The organism is Streptomyces adustus, assembly GCF_009377175.1.
GTDB lineage: Bacteria > Actinomycetota > Actinomycetes > Streptomycetales > Streptomycetaceae > Streptomyces > Streptomyces adustus.
This window is the reverse complement of sequence record NZ_VJZD01000121.1, coordinates 12,417-27,764: the sequence shown is the minus strand read 5'-3', so window position 1 is coordinate 27,764 and position 15,348 is coordinate 12,417. Positions and strand designations below refer to the sequence as shown.

Genomic DNA, 15,348 nt, shown 5'->3' with positions numbered 1-15,348 from the left:
GCTCAGTCGCTGAGCCGGGGCAGCACCTCCTCGCAGAACAGCCGCAGACTGCGCCGGCCCTCCTCGACGGGCATCCCGCCGGCCAGCGGGTGCAGGACCAGGTTGTCCAGGCCCTGAGCCACGCACTCCTGCGGTGTCAGGACGCGGTACACGCCCTCGGCGCGCAATTCCTCCACCGTCGTGGCCGAGGACCGCACGGCCGACCGGATGTCACCGGACTGCCAGGCGGCGTAGGTACGGGCCTCGTGCAGGAAGTGGCTCCCGTACACGGCCCAGGTCCGGTCCGGATCCTCGGCGATGTGCAGCAGCGGCGTCTCGGCCGCGGGCATCATGGTCCAGCCCTCGGTGCCGTACTCCGCGAGCCGGTCCTTGTAGTACGCCTCCAGCTCCGGCAGATGCGCGCTGGGGAAGAACGGCAGCCCCAGGCGCGCGGCCCGGCGCGCGGCGGCCCGCGATGAACCGCCCACCAGCAGCAGGGGATGCGGTGCGGTGAACGGGCGCGGGGTGACCCGTACGGTACGGCCCCGGTGGGTGAACTCCTCGCCGGTCCACGCCTTCAGCACCGTCTCCAGCAGCTCGTCCTGGAGGCGGCCGCGACGGTGCCAGTCCACCCCGAACATGGCGTACTCCTCGGGCCGGTACCCGATCCCGGCGACGGTCACCAGCCGCCCGCCGCTCAGCAGATCCAGTACCGCGATGTCCTCGGCCAGCCGCAGCGGGTCGTACAGCGGGCCGATCACCGCCGAGACCGTCACCGCCAGCCGTCGGGTCGCGCCGAGCAGGGCGCCCGCGAAGGTGAACGGCGACGGCAGCCAGTTGTCGGCGACGCCGTGGTGTTCCTCGGTCTGCACGGTGGTGACCCCGTGGTCGTCTGCGTACCGCGCCAGCTCCAGGGCCGCCGCGTAGCGCTCGTGCAGCGCGGCGGGCGTGGCGTCGGGGGCGACGAGATTGAGGCGTACGACGGTGACGGGCATGGGTCCCCCTTCGGGTCGGCGAGGAGGACGGTAGCTGACGGATCGTCAGATTGCTATGTCGTGGCCCGTCGGGCCGGGGCCGCCGGGCGGCGCGCCGGGTTGGAGGAAACCACAAGCTGGGCCCCGCCTGGGTCCATGACAGATACTGGACGGGTTATGGAAACCGTCATCCTTGCTGTAGTCATCGCCGTGGTCGCGCTCGCCGCGATCGGCGCGCTCGTCGTCGGCAGTCGACGGACGAAGTCGCTGCCCCCGCCGCCGCCCTCGGCGCCCGACATCACCGCGCCTCCGGCCGAACCGCAGGTCGGCGAAGAGGCCGAGACGCCGCGTGAAGAACCGCGCCGCACCATAGAGGAGGTGGATCTTCCGGAGGCCTCGGCCCCTGTGGCCGTCGAGGAGCCTCCCGCCGAGGCTCCGGTCATCGAGATCCCGGAGCCCACCGCCGGTCGACTCGTCCGCCTGCGCGCCCGCCTCTCCCGCTCGCAGAACGCCCTGGGCAAGGGCCTGCTCACCCTGCTGTCGCGCGAGCACCTCGACGACGACACCTGGGAGGAGATCGAGGACACGCTGCTGACCGCCGACGTCGGCGTGATGCCGACCCAGGAGCTGGTCGAACGACTGCGCGAGCGGGTGAAGGTGCTCGGCACCCGCACCCCCGAGCAGCTGCGCGGCCTGCTGCGCGAGGAACTGCTCACGCTGGTCGGCACCGACTTCGACCGCACGGTCAGGACCGAGCCGGAGACCAGCAAGCCCGGCATCGTGATGGTCGTCGGCGTCAACGGCACCGGCAAGACCACCACCACCGGCAAGCTCGCCCGGGTCCTGGTCGCCGACGGCCGGACGGTCGTCCTCGGCGCCGCCGACACCTTCCGTGCCGCCGCCACCGAGCAGCTCCAGACCTGGGGCGATCGGGTCGGCGCCCACACCGTGCGCGGGCCCGAGGGCGGGGACCCCGCCTCCGTCGCCTTCGACGCGGTGAAGGAGGGCAAGGACATGGGGGCGGACGTCGTCCTCATCGACACCGCCGGCCGGCTGCACACCAAGACCGGACTCATGGACGAGCTGGGCAAGGTCAAGCGCGTGGTCGAGAAGCAGGCCCCGCTCGACGAGGTGCTGCTCGTCCTCGACGCCACCACCGGGCAGAACGGACTCGTACAGGCCCGGGTGTTCGCGGAGGTCGTTGACATCACCGGCATCGTGCTGACCAAGCTGGACGGCACGGCCAAGGGCGGCATCGTGGTCGCGGTCCAGCGCGAGCTGGGCGTGCCGGTCAAGCTGATCGGGCTCGGCGAGGGCGCCGACGACCTGGCGCCGTTCGAGCCGGAAGCTTTCGTCGATGCCCTTATCGGGGATTGATCCCCACCCGGCCGCCCGGCCGGTGAACGACGGGCCGCCCGGCCCCTGGCCGAACGCCCGGCCGGGCCCCCGAACCAGGAAGGGCCCCACCGCATGGTGCAGATGCGGTGGGGCCCTTCGTCGTGGGCGGTCCGGTCACGCTCGGCCGCGCGTCACGGCGTCACCCCGGCGTGCCTCGGACCGGTTCAGAGGGGGGCCGGTTCGGACGGGGGACCGGTTCACGGTCGGGACCGGTGGGCCACGTACGCCAGGGTGCCGAGCAGCAGCCGGGCCGCGGGCGGCCGGCTCGCCGAGTCCAGGCCGGGCGGGCGCAGCCAGCGCACCGGACCGAGGCCGCCGCGGTCGGAGGGCGGTGCCGTGATGTACGTACCCGGGCCGAGGCCGCGCAGGTCCAGGGCGGTCGGGTCGTCCCAGCCCATGCGGTAGAGCAGGGCGGGCAGCTCGGCGGCGGCGCCGGGCGCGACGAAGAACTGGGCGCGGCCCTCGGGGGTGGCGATGACCGGGCCGAGCGGAAGTCCCATGCGCTCCAGCCGGACCAGGGCGCGGCGCCCGGCCGCCTCCGCCACCTCCACGACGTCGAACGCGCGGCCGACCGGAAGCATCACGGCGGCACCCGGTACGTCGGCCCACGCCTTGGTCACCTGGTCCAGCGTGGCCCCGGCGGGCAGCGCCGGCGCGAAGTCGAGCGGATGCGCACCCGGCGCCCGGCAGTCGGGGCGGCCGCAGGAGCAGGTGCCCGCGGCGGCCCTGGCGCCGGGCACGACGTCCCAGCCCCACAGTCCGGTGAACTCGGCCACGGCGGTGCACTCCGACGAGCGGCCGCGGCGGCGCGAGGCGGACCGGATGTCACGGATACCCAGACTGCTGCCGATCGTGAAGCCCATGCCCCCTCCAACGGGTCCGACGCACCGGTGGTTACGAGACGAACACCATCCATCACTCTGCGTGACTTTGCGTGTTCCCGCTCCCTGGTGCCGCGCGATGCGGACGGCGCCTTGGAGTGTTCGGGGTTGTGTGTACGGCGACGCGCGCCCCCGTGTGCACCTCTCTGCTCACTCCCGGCCGTCCTGTGTCAAGTGAATCGCGTAGTGGCCGTCGTGAGTTCATTCGAAGGGGTGGCGAATGGTGGCGTTTGAGGGATCCTCGTGGTGGACGGGTGATCGTAGGATTACTTTGTGTGCACGAGGCCTGGAGGCGCATGCGCTTGTGGGTATGCCGGAGGCAACCCGGCTTTCCGTTCGAAGGGTGGCAACCCGGGGACGGACGGCCCTGACCCCCGGCATTCTGATAGGGCTTGGCGCAGTCAGAGACAAGTGGTCTCAGGGATGGGGGCGTTCCAGTGGGCGGCAACGGCGGAAGCGGAGCGAACGCTGAGAAGCGCCCCAACGACATGCTCGGTTCGTGGTTCGTGCGCAGCGGCTGGTCCAAGGGCGAGCTCGCGCGCCAGGTCAACCGCCGGGCTCGTCAGTTGGGCGCCAGTCACATCTCGACCGACACCTCGCGCGTGCGCCGCTGGCTGGACGGTGAGAACCCCCGTGAGCCGATCCCCAGGATCCTGTCCGAGCTGTTCTCCGAGCGCTTCGGCTGCGTCGTCTCCGTCGAGGATCTCGGCCTGCGCACGGCCCGTCAGTCGCCGTCCGCGTCCGGCGTCGACCTGCCCTGGACGGGCCCGCAGACCGTGGCCCTGCTCAGCGAGTTCTCGCGCAGCGACCTGATGCTGGCCCGGCGCGGCTTCCTCGGCACCTCGCTGGGCCTGGCCGCGGGCCCGGCCCTCATCGAGCCCATGCAGCGCTGGCTGGTGCCCACGCTGCCCGGTCCGCGCCAGGAGCCCGAGGCCGACCCCACACCGGCCGCCCGCGCCCGCGGCCGGCTGTCCGGGCCCGAGCTGGAGCTGCTGGAGTCCACCACGGTGATGTTCCGGCAGTGGGACGCCCAGTGCGGTGGCGGTCTGCGCCGCAAGGCCGTCGTCGGCCAGCTGCACGAGGTGACCGACCTCCTCCAGGAACCCCAGCCCGAGCCCGTCGCGCGGAAGTTGTTCAAGGTCGCCGCCGAACTGGCCGAGCTGGCCGGGTGGATGAGCTACGACATCGGACTTCAGCCCACCGCCCAGAAGTACTTCGTCCTCGCCCTGCACGCGGCGCGGGAGGCCGGCGACAAACCGCTCGGCTCGTACGTCCTGTCCAGCATGAGCCGTCAGATGATCCACCTGGGACGGCCCGAGGACGCCCTGGAGCTGATCCACCTCGCGCAGTACGGCAGCCGCGACTGCGCGAGCCCGCGCACCCAGTCGATGCTGTATGCGATGGAGGCCCGCGCGTACGCCAACATGGGCCAGCCCGGAAAGTGCAAGCGGGCGGTGCGGATGGCCGAGGACACCTTCGCCGACGCCGACGAGTGGGACGAGCCGGACCCCGACTGGATCCGCTTCTTCTCCGAGGCCGAGCTGTACGGCGAGAACTCCCACTCCTACCGGGACCTCGCGTACGTCGCCGGCCGCAGCCCCACCTACGCCTCCCTGGCCGAGCCCCTCATGCAGCGTGCCGTCGAGCTGTTCGGCCAGGACCGCGAGCACCAGCGGTCGTACGCACTCAACCTGATCGGCATGGCCACCGTGCACCTGCTGCGGCGCGAACCCGAGCGGATCACGGGCTTCGCCGAGGACGCGATGACCATCGCGAAGAAGGTCCGCTCCGAGCGCGTCAACACACGTATCCGAAAGACCGTCGACACCGCTGTACGCGATTTCGGGGATCTCGCCGAGATCGTCGATCTGACGGAGAAGCTCGCCGTCGAGCTGCCCGAGACCGCGGAAGCGGTCTGAGCCCGCACGACCCCGGCCGCGGCCGGCCTTCCCGAACTGCCCGACTCGGCTCCCCCGCGCCAGGTCATCGGAAGGCCGACCGCGGCCGGTTTCTTTCCTTCATCGAAGGTTGCGCCAAGATAACGATCCCCGCGCACGTAATCCTGCGGTTCATCGAGGCGTAACACACAAGGTGCCTTCGTCACCGCGGCGAAACAACGAGGGGCGTCGACCGAAACGGCGCTGCGTCAATCTCATGGCGCATAACCGGCCCACCCCTCATTCCGCTCAGGCTTCGCCCGCACGGGTCCGTACCAACGACGAGGAGACGCCGATGGCACCAGCCATCACGCTTGCGGCAGACGCGCCCACGCTGTCGCCGGCCAACACAGGCTTCATGCTCATTTGCTCCGCCCTGGTGATGCTCATGACTCCGGGTCTGGCCTTCTTCTACGGGGGCATGGTCCGCGTCAAAAGCACGCTGAACATGCTGATGATGAGCTTCATCAGCCTGGGGATCATCACCATCCTGTGGGTCCTCTACGGCTTCTCCGCCGCCTTCGGCACCGATTCCGGCGGATTCATCGGCTGGAATTCGGACTGGGTGGGCCTCAGCAACATCGGTCTGACGGAGTTGTGGGACGGATACACCATCCCGATCTTCGTATTCATGGTCTTCCAGCTGATGTTCGCGATCATCACGCCCGCTCTCATAAGCGGTGCGCTCGCCGACCGCGTCAAGTTCAGCGCCTGGGCGCTGTTCATCACCCTGTGGGCCACGGTCGTCTACTTCCCGGTCGCGCACTGGGTCTGGGGCGCCGGCGGCTGGGCCTACGAGCTCGGCGTGATCGACTTCGCCGGCGGTACGGCGGTCCACATCAACGCGGGTGCCGCGGCGCTCGGCGTGATCCTGGTCATCGGCAAGCGGGTCGGCTTCAAGAAGGACCCGATGCGTCCGCACAGCCTCCCGCTGGTCATGCTCGGCGCCGGTCTGCTGTGGTTCGGCTGGTTCGGGTTCAACGCCGGTTCGTGGCTCGGCAACGACGACGGCGTCGGCGCGCTGATGTTCGTCAACACGCAGGTCGCCACCGCCGCCGCCATGCTGGCCTGGCTCGCCTACGAGAAGATCCGGCACGGCGCGTTCACCACGCTGGGCGCCGCCTCCGGCGCGGTCGCGGGTCTCGTCGCCATCACCCCCTCGGGCGGTGCGGTCTCCCCGCTCGGCGCGATCGCCGTCGGCGCCATCGCCGGTGTGCTGTGCGCCATGGCCGTCGGACTGAAGTACCGGTTCAACTACGACGACTCCCTCGACGTCGTCGGGGTCCACCTGGTCGGCGGCGTCGTGGGCTCCCTGCTCATCGGCTTCTTCGCCACCGGCAAGGGCCAGTCGACCGCGACCGGCGTCTTCTACGGCAACCACTCCTTCGACCAGCTCTGGAAGCAGTGCGCCGGCGTCTTCGCGGTCCTCGGCTACTCGCTGGTCGTCTCCGCGATCCTCGCCTTCGCCCTCGACCGGACGATCGGCATGCGCGTCACCGAGGACGACGAGGTGGCCGGTATCGACCAGGCCGAGCACGCCGAGACCGCATACGACTTCAGCGGTGCCGGCGGCGGTGCCGCCCGGACCGCCGTCCCGGCCGGGGTGTCCGACACTGCCAGCAAGAAGGTGGACGCATGAAGCTCATCACCGCCGTCGTGAAGCCCCACCGGCTCGACGAGATCAAGGAGGCCCTCCAGGCCTTCGGGGTCCACGGACTGACGGTCACCGAGGCGAGCGGCTACGGTCGGCAGCGGGGACACACCGAGGTCTACCGGGGTGCCGAGTACACCGTGGACCTGGTCCCCAAGATTCGCATAGAGGTGCTGGCCGAGGACGATGACGCCGAACAGCTGATCGACGTCATCGTCAAGGCGGCCCGGACCGGCAAGATCGGTGACGGCAAGGTCTGGTCCCTGCCGGTCGAGACGGCCGTACGGGTGCGGACCGGCGAGCGCGGGCCGGACGCGCTCTGAAACAGAAGACGGACAGGAGTCGCTGGGTGACGAGTACGGACGTGCGCAAGGAAGCAGAGAACTCGGGACCCAGCGGCTACGCGGCGGCCCGGCTGCGCCTCCTCACCGAGGGGGCGCGGTCCGGGCCGCCGCGCCGTGCCGCCCTCGCCGACCTCACGGACGACTGGCTGAGCGGCCTGTTCGACGCGGGCGTCGGGGCGATGCGCGGCGTGTCCCTCGTCGCGGTCGGCGGTTACGGGCGCGGGGAGCTGTCCCCCCGCAGCGACCTGGACCTCCTGCTGCTGCACGACGGCGGCGACCCGGCCGCGGTCGCCGCGCTGGCCGACCGCCTCTGGTACCCGGTCTGGGACCTCGGCCTCGCCCTCGACCACTCCGTGCGCACCCCGGTGGAGGCACGCAGGACGGCGGCCGACGACCTCAAGGTCCAGCTCGGCCTGCTGGACGCCCGGCACATCGCCGGCGACCGCGGCCTCACCGCCGGTCTGCGCACGGCCGTGCTGGCCGACTGGCGCAACCAGGCACCCAAACGCCTCCCCGAACTGCGGGACCTGTGCGCCGAACGGGCCGAACGCCAGGGCGAGCTCCAGTTCCTGCTCGAACCCGACCTGAAGGAGGCGCGCGGCGGACTCCGCGACGCCACAGCCCTGCGCGCCGTCGCCGCCTCCTGGCTCGCCGACGCCCCGCGCGAGGGCCTCGCCGACGCCCGACGCCGGCTGCTCGACGTACGCGACGCCCTCCATCTGGCCACCGGGCGCGCCACCGACCGGCTCGCACTCCAGGAGCAGGACCAGGTGGCCGCCGAGCTCGGCCTGCTCGACGCCGACACCCTCCTGCGACAGGTCTACGAGGCGGCGCGGGTCATCGCCTACGCGAGCGACGTCACCTGGCGCGAAGTGGGACGAGTGCTGCGCTCGCGCGCCGTACGACCGCGCCTGCGCGCCATGCTCGGCGGAGGCAAGCCGGTCGCCGAACGCTCCCCGCTGGCCGAGGGCGTGGTCGAGCAGGACGGCGAGGTGGTGCTCGCCCGCACCGCGCGCCCCGAACGCGACCCCGTGCTCCCGCTGCGCGCCGCGGCCGCCGCCGCACAGGCCGGCCTGCCGCTCTCCCTGCACGCCGTCCGCCGCCTGGCGGCCACCACCCGCCCGCTGCCCACGCCCTGGCCCGCCGAGGCGCGCGAGCAACTGGTGACCCTGCTCGGCTCGGGCGAGCCGACCATCGAGGTCTGGGAGGCGCTGGAGGCCGAAGGCCTGATCACCCGGCTGCTGCCCGACTGGGAGCGGGTGCGCTGCCGTCCGCAGCGCAACGCCGTGCACATCTGGACCGTCGACCGGCACCTCATCGAGACCGCCGTGCGCGCCTCCGCGTTCACCCGCCGCGTCAGCCGCCCCGACCTCCTGCTGGTCGCCGCCCTGCTGCACGACATCGGCAAGGGCTGGCCCGGCGACCACTCGGTGGCCGGCGAGATCATCGCCAAGGACGTGGCCGCGCGGATCGGCTTCGACCGCCAGGACGTGGCGGTGCTCGCCACCCTCGTACGCCATCACCTGCTGCTCGTCGAGACCGCGACCCGGCGCGACCTGGAGGACCCGGCCACCGTGCGCTCCGTCGCCGAGGCGGTCGGCAGCCAGGGCACGCTGGAACTGCTGCACGCCCTCACCGAGGCGGACGCGCTGGCCACCGGCCCGGCCGCCTGGTCGTCCTGGCGCGGCTCGCTCGTCGCCGACCTGGTCAAGCGGGTGGCTGCGGTGCTGGCCGGGGACGAGCCCGCGGAACCCGAGGCGGTCGTCGCCACCGCGGAGCAGGAGCGGCTCGCCGTCGAGGCCTGCCGCACCGGTGGTCCGGTGCTGGCGCTGCGCGCGCAGACCGAACCACCGGCCGACGAGGAGCCGTCCGGCGCGCAGGAGCCGGAACCGCTCGGGGTCGAGCTGCTCATCGCCGTACCCGACCAGCCGCGGGTGCTGCCCGCCGTCGCCGGTGTGCTGGCCATGCACCGCCTCACCGTCCGCACCGCGGAACTGCGGGCCCTGCCGCTGCCGGACGGCGTCGGCGGCTTCGTCCTGCTGCTGGACTGGCGGGTGGCCGCGGAGTACGGCTCCCTGCCGCAGGCCGCCCGGCTGCGCGCCGACCTCGTACGCGCCCTGGACGGCTCGCTGGACGTCGCGACCCGACTCGCCGAGCGCGACGCCGCCTACCCGCGCCGCCGGGGTGTCGTCGCGCCCCCCGCGCGCGTGACGGTCGCCTCCGCGGGTTCCCGGCTGGCCACGGTGATCGAGGTACGGGCCCAGGACGCCCCGGGGCTGCTCTTCCGGATCGGCTCGGCGCTGGAGGACACGGGCGTGCGGATGCGCAGCGCGCATGTCTCGACGCTCGGCTCGAACGCCGTGGACGCCTTCTACGTCACCGATCCCGAGGGCGCGCCCCTGCCGAGCGAGGAGGCGGCCGGCGTGGCCCGGAAGCTGGAGGAGACGCTGCGGGGGTGACCGGGGACCCGCCGACGCCGCGCGGGGCCCCGACGGCACGGCCCGGGCGCGCCGACCTTGCCGGGGCCCGGTCCGGCGGACCTGCCGGGTCGCCCCCTGCGGGGCCCGGTCCGGTGGACTCGGCGCGGCGCCCCTGCCGGGTCCGGGCTCGGCGCAGTCGGCCCGCCAACGCCGCGCGGGGTCTCGGCCGCGTGGCCGCGACGCGTCGTCCCTGCGGAGGCCTGGCCCGGCGGACCCTGGGGGTCGACCGGGCGGGGCCCGGCCCGGTGGCCCCGGCGTGTTTTCCGCCACGGGGGTGTCCCGGCGGACGGCGGTCGGGTGCTTGCGGCTGCGGGGCGGTCGCCGTGACCGGGGAGCCTGCGCGGCGGCCGTGCGGCGGCCCGTGTGCTGGTCGACGAGGTGGTCGGACCTGTCGGCCGGCCCCGCGGGGAGCGTGACCCCGCTCGCCCATTCGGCGGGCGGGGACGAATTTCTTGCGGGGCCGGATACCCTGGAAGGCACTCACATCGCCCCCGACCCCGAGGACCGACGTCGCCGTGTTCGATACCCTCTCTGACCGCCTCAGCGCCACCTTCAAGAATCTGCGCGGCAAGGGGCGCTTGAGCGAAGCGGACATCGACGCCACGGCGCGCGAGATCCGCATCGCCCTGCTCGAAGCCGACGTCGCCCTCCCCGTAGTCCGCACGTTCATCAAGAACGTCAAGGAGCGCGCCCTCGGCTCCGATGTCTCCCGGGCCCTGAACCCCGCCCAGCAGGTCCTGAAGATCGTCAACGACGAGTTGGTGACGGTCCTCGGCGGCGAGACCAGGCGTCTGCGCTTCGCCAAGCAGCCCCCCACCGTGATCATGCTCGCGGGTCTCCAGGGTGCCGGTAAGACCACCCTCGCGGGCAAGCTCGCCCACTGGCTCAAGGGACAGGGCCACTCGCCGCTGCTCGTCGCCGCCGACCTCCAGCGCCCCAACGCCGTCAACCAGCTCAGCGTCGTCGCCGAGCGCGCCGGTGTCGCGGTCTACGCGCCCGAGCCGGGCAACGGCGTCGGCGATCCGGTCAAGGTCGCCAGGGACTCCATCGAGCACGCGCGGACCAAGGTCCACGACATCGTGATCGTGGACACCGCCGGCCGCCTCGGCATCGACCAGGAGATGATGCAGCAGGCCGCGGACATCCGGGACGCGGTCTCGCCGGACGAGATCCTCTTCGTCGTCGACGCGATGATCGGCCAGGACGCCGTGAACACGGCGGAGGCCTTCCGCGACGGCGTCGGTTTCGACGGCGTGGTGCTCTCCAAGCTCGACGGTGACGCCCGCGGTGGTGCGGCCCTGTCGATCCGCCAGATCACCGGCAAGCCGATCATGTTCGCGTCGAACGGCGAGAAGCTGGACGACTTCGACGCCTTCCACCCTGACCGGATGGCCTCCCGCATCCTCGACATGGGTGACCTGCTCACCCTGATCGAGCAGGCGGAGAAGACGTTCAGCCAGGAAGAGGCCGAGAAGATGGCCTCCAAGCTGGCGTCCAAGAAGGGCCAGGACTTCACCCTGGACGACTTCCTGTCCCAGATGGAGCAGGTCAGGAAGATGGGCTCCATCTCCAAGCTGCTCGGCATGCTCCCGGGCATGGGTCAGATCAAGGACCAGATCAACAACCTGGACGAGCGGGACGTCGACCGCACCGCCGCGATCATCAAGTCGATGACCCCGGCCGAGCGCCAGGAGCCGACGATCATCAACGGCTCGCGCCGCGCCCGTATCGCCAAGGGTTCCGGTGTCGAGGTCAGCGCGGTGAAGAGCCTCGTCGAGCGGTTCTTCGAGGCGCGCAAGATGATGTCCCGCATGGCCCAGGGCGGCGGCATGCCGGGGATGCCCGGGATGCCGGGCATGGGCGGCGGGGCCGGCCGTACGAAGAAGCAGCCCAAGCAGGCCAAGGGCAAGCAGCGCTCCGGCAACCCGATGAAGCGCAAGCAGCAGGAGCTGGAGGAGGCCCAGCGCCGCGAGGCGGCCGCCCAGGGCGGCGGCGCCTTCGGGCTGCCCCAGCAGGGCGGCAAGGACTTCGAGCTGCCCGACGAGTTCAAGAAGTTCATGGGCTGACCGAGCCGGTCCACGGACCGGAAGCTGTACCGAAAACCGCACCCACGTACGGCGCCGGGGTACCCACCCCGGCGCCGTACGCGTGTGCGTACAGGCTTTCGGCGCCGGGCCCTTACGGCGTGCGGGCGATCAGGTACCGAAAGACGTTCGGCATCCAGACCGTCCCGTCCGCGCGCCGGTACGGGTGCAGCGCCTCCGTCAGCTCCTTGTCGACCTGCGCCTGGTCGGTGGCGGCGACGGCCGCGTCGAACAGCCCCGTCGACAGCAGCCCGCGTACCGCGCTGTCCATGTCGGCGTACCCGAAGGGGCACGCCACGCGCCCCGAACCGTCCGGCCTGAGTCCGGCCCGCTGGGCGACCTCCTCCAGGTCGTCGCGCCGGGTGCGGCGCGGGCCGTCCGTACCGCGCAGCGGATCGGCGAGCCGCGCGGCCACCCGCAGCACGGACGACGTGGCGCAGCGCTCCGGCGGGCCCCAGCCGGCCAGCACCACCGGCGTGCCCCGTCCGGCCGACGGCGTCGCCGCGGTGAGCAGTCGCACGAGCCCGTCGGAGTCGCCCGCGAGGCACCCGATGGGCTCGAAGGCGGTCACCAGGTTGTACGGGGCCGTCCCCGCGTCGGCCGCGTCCTTCGGCGACCCGGCCACGAGCCGGGCCCGCGTGCCGGTACGCGCATGCGTGTCCCACGCGGCCGGCAGCAGCCGTCGGCGCGCGAGGGCCAGCCGTTCGGGGGAGGAGGGGTCGACACCGGTGACCGAGGCACCTCTGGACGCGGCCATCAGCAGGGCCAGCCCGGAGCCGCAGCCGAGGCCCAGCAGCCGCGTGCCGGGGCCCACTTCCAGCCGCTCGTAGGCCGCCTCGTAGAGCGGAACCAACATGCGTTCCTGGATCTCGGACCAGTCACGCGCGCGTGCAGCCAGGTCGACACGGGGCACCGGGCCCGCGTGAGGAAGGTGCTGCCGCACGAGCGTAGGTGTCATAGGAAAGCGCCCCAATCCGCCGAGAGTTGTCGCCGTGCTCGAATCCGCCACCCCGTGACGTTCGCGCGCACTCCCTCCGTATGCCAGGTAACTCCCGGCTCGCGATGCCGTCCAGGGGTCGCGGAGTCCGCTTTGCGGGTTGTTGGCGCGCGTGGCGAGAATTCACATCCCGGCAACGTGGGCCCGTACCATCGCGCCATGGCAAAGGCACCCGTACTCACGCCCCGGGCGGACGACTTCCCGCGCTGGTACCAGGATCTGATCGCCAAGGCGGAGCTGGCCGACAACGGCCCAGTGCGCGGCAGCATGGTGATCCGACCGTACGGATACGGGCTGTGGGAGCGGATGCAGGCCGAGATGGACGCCCGCATCAAGGAGACCGGCACCCAGAACGCCTACTTCCCGCTGCTGATCCCGCAGTCGTACCTCACCCGGGAGGCCGACCACGTCGAGGGGTTCGCGCCGGAGCTCGCCGTGGTCACGCACGGCGGCGGCAAGGAGCTGGAGGAGCCGGCCGTCGTCCGCCCCACCTCCGAGATGATCGTCAACGACTACTTCTCGAAGTGGGTGCAGAGCTACCGCGACCTGCCCCTGCTGATCAACCAGTGGGCGAACGTGGTGCGCTGGGAGCTGCGGCCCCGGCTCTTCCTGCGGACGTCGGAGTTCCTGTGGCAGGAGGGCCACACGGCGCACGCGACGTACGAGGACGCGCGCGACTTCGCCGCCCGCATCCACCGCGAGGTCTACGAGGACTTCATGGTGAACGTGCTCGCCATGGACGTCGTGCCCGGCCGCAAGACCGCCAAGGAACGGTTCGCGGGCGCCGTCAACACCCTCACCCTCGAAGGCATGATGGGCGACGGCAAGGCACTCCAGATGGCCACGAGCCATGAACTGGGCCAGAACTTCGCCAAGGCCTTCAACACCACCTACCTGTCCAGGGACGGCCGGCAGGAGCTGGTCTGGCAGACGTCCTGGGGTTCCACCACCCGCATGATCGGCGCCCTGGTGATGATGCACGGCGACGACAGCGGGCTGCGCGTGCCGCCCCGGCTGGCGCAGATCCAGGCCGTCGTGCTGGCGGTCAAGGACGACGAGACGGTTCTGGCCAAGGTCCGCGAACTCGGCGACCGGCTGCGGGCGGCCGGGATCCGGGTCCGGGTCGACGACCGTACGGACGTCCCGTTCGGCAGGCGTGCCGTCGACTGGGAGCTGAAGGGCGTACCCGTCCGCATCGAGATCGGCCCCCGTGACCTGGCGAACGGCACCGCGACGCTGGTCCGGCGCATCCCGGGGGGCAAGCAGCCGATGGCGATCGACGCCCTCGCCGCGGCACTGCCCGGGATCCTCGACGAGGACCAGGCGCTGCTGCTGCGTCAGTCCCGCGAGCGCCGTGAGTCGCGCACCTCGGAGGTGTCGACGTTCACGGAGGCCGTCGAGGTCGCCGTCGGCGGGGGCTGGGCGCGCATCCCGTGGGCGGCCCTGGGCGAGGCGGGCGAGACCGCACTGGCCGAGCACGGGGTGACCGTACGCTGTCTGGTCGCCGAGGACGGGTCGGTGCCGGACGACGGTGACGCACCCGGTAACGTCGCGATCGTCGCGCGCGCTTACTGAGGTAGCGTCCTCGGGCCACCAGAGCGACCGAAAGACGTCTTGCGCATCCGCGGACCACAGGAGTTCCGGCGCGTGGACATTGTCTACGCGCCGGGGCGTACGTCAGCCTACGCACCAGCTTGGTACGAGCTGTGCGGCTTCTCCGCAGATCAGCGCACCCGCCCTCGTCGGGACGCATCAGCGGCAACTGACGGGTACGTGCAAATTATTTGAGATGGCCCGGAATCGGAACACACGGGCACTCAGGCTCGTTGTCATTACGTGAGCACGACACAGACACCACCTGTTCTCGCCGCAGAGCTGGCAGAGGCGTGGGCCGACATTCAGCGGTACCACCCCGAACTGCCCGACCTTGCCGCGCCAGAGTCCCTGATCGGGGAGTCGTCGTCCGCGTGCGGGCACGAGCTCTCCTTCGAGCGACTGCTCCATGAAGCAGTCCACGGCATCGCCGCCGCCCGCGGTGTCCGCGACACCTCCCGTGCCGGCCGCTACCACAACCGCAGATTCCTCGCGATCGCCGAGGAGCTGGGCCTGGACCACCCCGAGGAGCCGCACCCCAGCAGCGGGTTCTCGCTGGTCACGCTCAGCCCCGAGGCCAAGCGCCGCTACCGCCCGACCATGGAGCGCCTCCAGCGCGCCCTGAAGGCGCACACCGCGGCCACGTCCTCCGACGCCACCCGGGCCTTCCGCGGCCCGGCCGCCCGCCACGGCTCCTCCGGCGGCGGGGTACGGGTGAAGGCGGTCTGCGACTGCGGCCGCAACGTGCGGGTCGTCCCCTCCGTCCTGGCGCAGGCGCCGATCGTGTGCGGAGGCTGCGGGAAGCCGTTCCGGATTCCCGAGATCGTGGGTGCGGCCAGCTGACGACGCGGCTGCTCGTGGCAGCCGCGCCGTCACGGCGCGGACCGAGGTGCACCCGACGGACGGCCCCGTCGGCGCCGGGTGCACCTCAGGCATGCCAAGGAGCCCGCGGACGGACGTACCCCTCAAGGTGTGGCAGAATGTCTAGCTGTACTCGACAGTCGCACAGGACCCCTCTCTCCTCCGGCTG

11 protein-coding genes are annotated in these 15,348 nt (G+C 71.8%); 8 read left to right on the top strand and 3 right to left on the bottom strand.

What is annotated here, in order from left to right; translation table 11 throughout:
- Nucleotides 1-2: 2 nt before the first annotated feature.
- A complete protein-coding gene (locus FNH09_RS26385) occupies nucleotides 3-974 on the bottom strand; it encodes an LLM class flavin-dependent oxidoreductase (RefSeq protein ID WP_152892253.1) in 972 nt (323 codons plus the stop codon).
- A gap of 156 nt (nucleotides 975-1,130) precedes the next feature.
- On the opposite strand from FNH09_RS26385, the gene ftsY reads away from it, so the two are divergent.
- Nucleotides 1,131-2,330 carry a signal recognition particle-docking protein FtsY gene (gene ftsY, locus FNH09_RS26380; protein ID WP_152892251.1) on the top strand — a complete coding sequence of 400 codons (1,200 nt, stop codon included), beginning with the start codon at nucleotides 1,131-1,133 and terminating at the stop codon, nucleotides 2,328-2,330.
- A 218-nt stretch (nucleotides 2,331-2,548) separates the two neighbouring features.
- Here ftsY and FNH09_RS26375 read toward each other — a convergent pair whose 3' ends face one another.
- A complete protein-coding gene (locus tag FNH09_RS26375; RefSeq protein ID WP_152892249.1) occupies nucleotides 2,549-3,214 on the bottom strand; it encodes a bifunctional DNA primase/polymerase in 666 nt (221 codons plus the stop codon).
- 455 nt (nucleotides 3,215-3,669) lie between these two features.
- Here FNH09_RS26375 and nsdA point away from each other — a divergent pair, with 455 nt between their 5' ends.
- The 5 genes from nsdA (at nucleotide 3,670) to ffh (ending at nucleotide 11,710) form a co-directional block, all read left to right on the top strand.
- A complete protein-coding gene (gene nsdA / locus FNH09_RS26370; RefSeq protein ID WP_162469123.1) occupies nucleotides 3,670-5,151 on the top strand; it encodes a transcriptional repressor NsdA in 1,482 nt (493 codons plus the stop codon).
- Nucleotides 5,152-5,464: 313 nt separating this feature from the next.
- Nucleotides 5,465-6,808 carry an ammonium transporter gene (locus tag FNH09_RS26365; protein ID WP_152892245.1) on the top strand — a complete coding sequence of 448 codons (1,344 nt, stop codon included), beginning with the start codon at nucleotides 5,465-5,467 and terminating at the stop codon, nucleotides 6,806-6,808.
- Nucleotides 6,805-7,143 carry a P-II family nitrogen regulator gene (locus FNH09_RS26360; protein ID WP_003997576.1) on the top strand — a complete coding sequence of 113 codons (339 nt, stop codon included), beginning with the start codon at nucleotides 6,805-6,807 and terminating at the stop codon, nucleotides 7,141-7,143. Before FNH09_RS26365 ends, FNH09_RS26360 begins: the two co-directional genes overlap by 4 nt.
- A gap of 26 nt (nucleotides 7,144-7,169) precedes the next feature.
- Nucleotides 7,170-9,623: a [protein-PII] uridylyltransferase gene (locus FNH09_RS26355; protein ID WP_162469122.1), complete on the top strand. Its 2,454-nt coding sequence runs from the start codon at nucleotides 7,170-7,172 to the stop codon at nucleotides 9,621-9,623.
- 536 nt (nucleotides 9,624-10,159) lie between these two features.
- Complete coding sequence (gene ffh / locus FNH09_RS26350; protein WP_162469121.1) at nucleotides 10,160-11,710, top strand: signal recognition particle protein; 1,551 nt, start codon at nucleotides 10,160-10,162, stop codon at nucleotides 11,708-11,710.
- A 112-nt stretch (nucleotides 11,711-11,822) separates the two neighbouring features.
- On the opposite strand, the gene FNH09_RS26345 is transcribed toward ffh, so the two are convergent.
- The gene (locus FNH09_RS26345) at nucleotides 11,823-12,686 is read right to left on the bottom strand and encodes a class I SAM-dependent methyltransferase (RefSeq protein ID WP_152892239.1); all 864 of its coding nucleotides are present in this window, start codon (nucleotides 12,684-12,686) and stop codon (nucleotides 11,823-11,825) included.
- A gap of 198 nt (nucleotides 12,687-12,884) precedes the next feature.
- Here FNH09_RS26345 and proS point away from each other — a divergent pair, with 198 nt between their 5' ends.
- Nucleotides 12,885-14,300: a proline--tRNA ligase gene (gene proS, locus FNH09_RS26340; RefSeq protein WP_152892237.1), complete on the top strand. Its 1,416-nt coding sequence runs from the start codon at nucleotides 12,885-12,887 to the stop codon at nucleotides 14,298-14,300.
- A gap of 261 nt (nucleotides 14,301-14,561) precedes the next feature.
- Nucleotides 14,562-15,161 (top strand): hypothetical protein, encoded by a 600-nt coding sequence (locus tag FNH09_RS26335; RefSeq protein ID WP_162469120.1) that lies wholly within the window; start codon nucleotides 14,562-14,564, stop codon nucleotides 15,159-15,161.
- Nucleotides 15,162-15,348: the final 187 nt, after the last annotated feature.